This window comes from Succinivibrio sp., from assembly GCF_045124615.1.
GTDB classification, from domain to species: domain Bacteria; phylum Pseudomonadota; class Gammaproteobacteria; order Enterobacterales; family Succinivibrionaceae; genus Succinivibrio; species Succinivibrio faecicola.
The window spans coordinates 1-6,627 of the sequence record NZ_JBGVMC010000299.1 but is presented as its reverse complement, the minus strand read 5'-3'; the positions used below and the strand labels follow the sequence as shown (position 1 = coordinate 6,627).

5 protein-coding genes and 1 pseudogene are annotated in these 6,627 nt (G+C 33.3%); 5 read left to right on the top strand and 1 reads right to left on the bottom strand.

The window, feature by feature from the left end; genetic code table 11:
* The 5 genes and pseudogenes from ACJML3_RS07810 to ACJML3_RS07790 all read left to right on the top strand — a co-directional run.
* A pseudogene (locus ACJML3_RS07810) lies at positions 1-414 on the top strand (sodium-dependent transporter); the annotation flags it as partial.
* Positions 415-616: 202 nt separating this feature from the next.
* Complete coding sequence (gene phoA, locus ACJML3_RS07805) at positions 617-2,038, top strand: alkaline phosphatase (RefSeq protein ID WP_406022118.1); 1,422 nt, start codon at positions 617-619, stop codon at positions 2,036-2,038.
* Positions 2,039-2,254: 216 nt separating this feature from the next.
* Positions 2,255-2,623 carry a hypothetical protein gene (locus tag ACJML3_RS07800; RefSeq protein ID WP_406022116.1) on the top strand — a complete coding sequence of 123 codons (369 nt, stop codon included), beginning with the start codon at positions 2,255-2,257 and terminating at the stop codon, positions 2,621-2,623.
* Between the two features lie 482 nt (positions 2,624-3,105).
* On the top strand, positions 3,106-3,372 hold the full coding sequence (locus ACJML3_RS07795; RefSeq protein WP_219938295.1) for a hypothetical protein: 267 nt from the start codon (positions 3,106-3,108) through the stop codon (positions 3,370-3,372).
* 104 nt (positions 3,373-3,476) lie between these two features.
* Positions 3,477-5,318 (top strand): U32 family peptidase, encoded by a 1,842-nt coding sequence (locus ACJML3_RS07790; protein WP_406022114.1) that lies wholly within the window; start codon positions 3,477-3,479, stop codon positions 5,316-5,318.
* A 2-nt stretch (positions 5,319-5,320) separates the two neighbouring features.
* On the opposite strand, the gene ACJML3_RS07785 is transcribed toward ACJML3_RS07790, so the two are convergent.
* On the bottom strand, positions 5,321-6,627 hold a 1,307-nt coding region (locus ACJML3_RS07785), incomplete at its 5' end, for a sensor domain-containing diguanylate cyclase (RefSeq protein ID WP_406022112.1).

Sequence of the window (6,627 nt, the reverse complement as noted above, 5' to 3'; positions counted from 1 at the left end):
GAGGTTTCAACTGCATTCATCGCAGAAAGAGCACAGATCTCAAGAACCAAGTCAGCAACTATTGTATCTATTTTGCTTTTAGCAATCGGTGCAGTAGCTTCACTTTCAATGGGACCTCTAAGTGATATTCTTATCTTTAATATGAATATCTTTGACTTCTTAGACTTCTTTACAGCAAAGATTATTCTTCCATTGACTGGCTTAGGTGCAGCATTATTTGTTGGCTATAAGATGACTACAACTCAGTTATGGTCTGAATTAACTTCATATGGAAAAGTTAAATTCATATGGTTAATTCCATTCCTGATCCTTGTAAGATTCATTATTCCAATCCTAATCATCATTATTTTAGTTTCAGGATTAACAAATATTTCTGTAAGTGATGTAGTAGCCTTCATCAAAGGTTTGTTTTAACTTTTTATAACCTGCAATTTTTCTGGTATAAACATTAAAAACTGCAGGTACATCCATATCTTCAAGGCCTAGGTTTTTATCCTAGGCTTTATTTTTATAAAGGATATTTTCTATTACATATCAAAAATAACAATATCAGGACAAAAACTTAACAAAGACCTCTTAAATTATTCTTGTAAATAAAAATGATTGAGAGGTTATTATGAAAAAATCATTATTAAATAATATTGCTTTAGCTTTAATTCTATCTGCATCTTCAACTGTTTCATTAGCTGATAATGTATACGACAGATCAGCAGTTGGTGATATCACCGTAAAAGGCGGCGCATCAAGAATTCATGGAGACATGTTCAAGATGTATGAGGAACAAATTAAGCTTGCTAACAAGAAAAAAGCAAAGAATGTCATCCTTTTAATAGGTGACGGTATGGGAGATAGCGAAATCACTGCTGCAAGAAATTTTGCTCACGGTGCTGGTGGTGCTTTCAAGGGTCTTGATGCGCTCCCTATTACAGGTCAGTATACTCACTATTCCTTAAACAAGGATACTAAAAAGCCTGTTTATGTTACTGATTCTGCAGCATCTGCTACTGCCTGGTCTATCGGCGTAAAGTCATATAACGGTGCAATCGGTGTTGATGTAAACGGAAAAATCCATACAAATATCATTGAGCTTGCTAAGAAGAACGGTCTTGCAACAGGCGACATCTCAACAGCAGAAATCCAGGATGCCACACCTGCAGCACCAATTGCCCATGTTAACCACAGAAAATGCTATGGTCCAAAGGTAACTGCAGAAAAATGCCCTGAGTTCCTAACTGAAAAGGGTGGTCTTGGTTCTATCTCTGAACAGATTATTAACGCCAGAGCAGATGTTGTAATGGGTGGAGGTATGAAGTCTTTCAAAGAGTTATCAAATGATCCAATATTTGCTGGCAAGTCACTTCTTGAAATTGCAAAGGCAAAAGGATTTAACGTTGTTACAAACGCAGATGAACTTTCTAAAGTAACTACAGCAGATCAGAATAAACCTGTTTTAGGTCTTTTTGCTGAAGGCAACATGCCAGTAAGATTAAAGGGACCTCAGGCGTCTTTACATGGCAATCTTGAAAAAGACGCTGTTAAATGTGAAGTTAATAAGGAAAGAAACAGCTCTATCCCAACTCTTGCTCAGATGACAAAGAAGTCAATTGAATTATTAAGCAAGAATAAGAAAGGCTTCTTCTTACAGGTTGAAGGTGCATCTATTGATAAGCAGGCTCATGCAAACAATCCATGTGGTCAGTTCGGTGAAACTATGGATTTAGATGAAGCTGTACAGGTTGCACTTGATTTTGCTAAGAAAGATGGAAACACATTAGTTATCGTAACAGCAGATCATGCTCATGCAACTCAGATCTGCTATGAAGATGCAAAGGCTCCTGGTTACACTCAGAAGGTTCTAACTCACGACGGTGCTCCTATGACCATCTCTTATGGCAACTCAGAAAATGTTAATGACTCAGGCCACACAGGTGCTCAGCTAAAGGTTGGTGCATATGGTCCTGCATCAGTTAATATCTTAGGTTTAACTGACCAGACTGATATCTTTAAGACCATTACAAACGCATTAAATCTAAAGTAAAACCTATAAATCACATCCAGACAATTGGATGTGATTTTGTCTTCTTTTCAAATGAATTTATTTACGTCATTTTTAATATGTCTTTTTCTTAAGAAAAAGCATATTTAAGCCTTTTGATAAAACTCACAATCTTGATTTTGAAGAAAACAAACTGATCACAGAAATAGTTAAAACTGCATTCTAAACTAAATTTAAATATCAGAGTTTGGAGGCATAATGGCTGTTGAGTTATTCAATAATATTAAAAACTGTGTAGGAAAAATTGATGGCTCAAAGATCATTGATGCTAAAGGGCAGGTTATTGGATATGCTGATGAAAAGAAACTTCTGTTTATGGACATAAATAAGGTCACAGTAGCCCATGTTAAGCAAAGTTGTCTATTTACAAAACATGGTCGAACATTATGTCTATTCACAGAAAACGAAATCAGAGACAGTATGAATAAACTTTTTATAAAAATCGATGGTGACAGGATCGTTGATACTAGCAATTACCTAAAAGGCTATATAAAAGGGGATTCATCTATCCCTAAAAATATAATATTAGCAGCGATGCTACTTATTTATACAATCGATTTATTTTAGCGATTTCCTTACATTTTTATAGGCAAGGTAAAACAACCTTGCCTTTTCTTTTTTTTATAGTGAAAATGCTTAATAATAATTGTTACTAATTACTTAATTTAACTAAAAAAAAAAAGTATCCGAAAACAAGCATGCAAAATTGTTAGTGAATGATAAAAATAATGAAGATCAAAAGGTTATTGATAATAATTATTTTGAAAAATAGGCACGGGATATTTGTGAATTGCACATTTTACAAATATCTTATTGATTTATAAGATTATTTTTTATTATCTCCGTTGTAGTTTTTGCATAAACTTGCTAAAGTTCACAAATTTTACTTTAGTTTGCATATTAAATTTTTCTTTTTTTCTTAACTACTCTATATTAAGAGTGTACAAAAAATTATAACAATAAATAACACTGAAAGATTACTATCAAGAAACAATCAAACAAACAATCTTTAAGAATCACAATGAATGATTCTAAAGAAGGAGATTATTATGTGCATGCTTATCTGTCTTATTGCAGCCCTGATTGCAATCTACTCTAACAGAGGTCGTTTAAGTATATTATCAATTATCTATGTTTTAGCAGCAGGTATCTGTTTTGCTGAAAATGTCGGCATCTATATGAATGGAGGTAATTTCATAGATACTGGCATTTCAAACATCTTTAACGGAGTTCTGATTGTATTAGGAGGAGTTGCATTCCAGCTAGTATTAGAAATTGGATTTATCCAGTTCCTAAGAAATCATTATAGTGCTTAATCACTGACTGCATTTATTCAACGACACAAGCAAAAGGAGATCATAACGATCTCCTTTTGAATTTTGTTATAATTAGTTATCAAATACACTGTTATAACATTCCTATGAGAACAATAGAATTACTTGCCCCAGCCAAAAATCTTACTTGTGCAATTGCTGCAATTAATGCAGGAGCTGATGCTGTATACATTGGTGGTCCATCTTATGGAGCTAGAGTAAATGCAGCAAACAGTTTAGAAGATATAAAAGCTGTATGCGATTATGCCCACCTGTTTGGAGCAAAAGTTCATGTAACCATAAATACAATTCTTACCGATAAAGAATTAGAAACTGCACGTGAATTAACATTCAAGCTATATGAAATTGGTGTAGATGCTCTGATTATCCAGGATTTAGGCCTAATTAATGGAGAGTTACCTCCATTAGAGATTCATGCAAGTACTCAGCAGGATAATTCTACTGTTGAAAAAGTTTGTTTTCTTGAAAAGGCAGGATTCTCTCAGGTTGTTCTTGCAAGAGAGCTTAGTATCAATCAGATAAAGGAGATCCATAGTAAAACAAATGTAAAACTTGAAGCATTTGTGCATGGAGCTTTATGTGTTGGCGTTTCAGGACGTTGTTATTTGAGCTATGCTCTAACAAAAAGAAGTGCTAATCGCGGTGAATGCTCACAGCTGTGCAGAGTTCCTCAAACATTGACCGACTCTCTTGGAAATGTTCTTGCTAAAGATAAATACCTTTTATCTATGAAAGATCTGAATCAGAGCAAGAACCTTGAAGAAATGATTGATGCTGGTATTAGCTCATTCAAGATAGAAGGCAGGTTAAAAGATGAAAATTATGTAAAAAACGTTACTGCATTCTATCGTAAGAAATTAGATAAAATTCTCGAAAAAAGGGCAGATCTAAAAAGAAGTTCTTTTGGAGAATCAATTCTTCTGTTTACTCCTGACGTTAATAAAAGTTTCAACAGAGGATTTACTGAATACAATACCCACGAAAAGAAAGATAACTATACTAACTTTGACGCACCAGGATTCGTGGGAGTTGAAATAGGTAAACTCGTAAGCCAAAAGGGAAATGATTTAACTTTTGCTCTTAAAAAGAAAGTTTCTCTTAATAATGGAGATTCTATAAATTACTATGACGCACAGGGTAATTTAGAAGGATTTAGAATCAGCAAAGTAAAAAATCAGAATACTGCAGAAATTTTTCAGGATATCGAAAAAATCCAATCCGGTACATTATTCTATAGGAACAAGGATGCTGAATTTGAAAGAGATTTGCTAGATCCAAAATCAGCCGTAAGAAAACTAAAACTTTATCTAGAATACTCTGAAACTGAAGATGGCATTAAGCTTTCAGGTACAGATGAGTGTGGAATTACTCAGAGTGTAGAAGCTCATCTTGACAATGCACAAATGGCAAATGATGTTGATAAATTAAAAAATAACATCGAAGCAAAATTAGGAAGATTAGGAGATAGCATCTACTCACTAGAGAATCTTTCTATTAACCTAAGCTACAGCCATTTTGTACCACAAAGTGTTCTGAATAATCTTAGAAGAGAGCTTATTGACAGCCTAAACAGCCAAAAACAGAATATCAAAAAGAAAACAGAGCATGACTTTTCAAAAGCACCAGAGCTTCCTGAAAAAGAAAAGGATCTTGGCTTTAAAGCAAACATATATAACCAAAAAGCAAAGGAATTTTATCTTTCACATGGAAGTCGTTGTGCTGCTGATGCATATGAAAAAACAAATCCAGGTCCTAACGAATGCGTGCTCATATCTAAACACTGTTTGAGATACTGTTTTAATATGTGCCCAAAGCGACATCACGTAAAGGCACAAGACTTGTTTTTACAGATTGGTGCAGAAAAATTCAGATTAGAATTTGACTGCAAAAACTGTTTTATGAAACTGATTGGACCTGTAAAACACTGATCTTATGCCTGAGGCTGTTTTTCACATTCTTTGTGAGCATAGTACTCTTGTTTTTTCTTAATCAGCATTTCTTCAGCGTTTCTTACAAGATCATCAACAGTCATATATGGATATGTGACTCGAGATGAAAATCCTATGCATACTGATAATTCCTGATCGTTAACTTTAGACCAGATCTCTATCAATCTGTTTAATTCAATTAGTTTAATGTCTAGTTCAAACAAGCTTATAGACAGAAATACAGAGAATTTATCGCCGCTGATTCTGTAAATAAAGCCTTTTTTAGCAAATACAGATTCTAGGCACTCATATAAACCTTTGATTAAGTAATCCCCCCTCTCGTGACCAAATGTATTATTGATATTCTTTAATCCATTTATATCAACCAAAATAGAACACAATTCAGGAACCTTATCTGTTTTTAAAGTTACTCTGTCAGTGTCATAAGCTTTTTTGTTATATGCCTTAGTCAAAGTGTCCTTCATAACTTCTAAAGACAGGGAATTAGCTTTAAACATGAGGAACTGAATAATGAATGTAATCAGTAAAGTTATGAAGATACATAATAATGAATTTACGAAGATAACCTTCAGGAATAAATCGTTTTCTCCTGACTTTTTATTTTTCACAACAAGAAATAATTTTGTGTTTAGAATAATTCGTGGATTTTTATATAACTGATTGTTGTCATCTGCTAAGAAATCTGAATTTATGTTGATTCCTGACTCAACTCCTTCAACTATAATGTTTGCCATTTTCTCCAAATCTGATTCGAGAATATTCCCGTCTCGATCAACAAGACTAATCTGAACATCAAATTTATTTTCAAGAAACTTTATGGCATTTTGAAGTTGTTCAAGATGTATAGCTACACCAGTTACACCTAAAAATTTTCCTGTTTTATCTGTAATTCTGTTATCAAAAAAGATTGTTAGCTTGTCTGAAGATATTTCTTCTTTTTCAACGACTAAATCAAGATCCTTATTCTTTGATAAAAACCTTGTATACCATTTATCAATTTCATTTGATTCAGGAGCGATTATTTTTTTTAATCCATTAGATGAAAAGTATTTTTTTGTCTTATCAGAAACAACGTAACAAAAATCGTATCCGTATCCGTTTTTGATTCCTCTAAGATAGCTCTTAATACTTTTTTCACTCTCGGAATTTTCATTTAAAAGAAGATCAACTAAATAATCATCTTTAGCAATACTGTTAGAATTAATCAAAGGCTTAATAATTGATTCTTTTAAATGATCCTTAATTACCTGTGAAATAACATGGTTAGACTCCTGTATACTCCTTTCAG

Bases quoted from the DNA above. Each gene is read 5' to 3' on its own strand.
- phoA (WP_406022118.1), top strand. From the start codon at position 617: ATGAAAAAATCATTATTAAATAATATTGCTTTAGCTTTAATTCTATCT.
- ACJML3_RS07800 (WP_406022116.1), top strand. From the start codon at position 2,255: ATGGCTGTTGAGTTATTCAATAATATTAAAAACTGTGTAGGAAAAATT.
- ACJML3_RS07795 (WP_219938295.1), top strand. From the start codon at position 3,106: ATGTGCATGCTTATCTGTCTTATTGCAGCCCTGATTGCAATCTACTCT.
- ACJML3_RS07790 (WP_406022114.1), top strand. From the start codon at position 3,477: ATGAGAACAATAGAATTACTTGCCCCAGCCAAAAATCTTACTTGTGCA.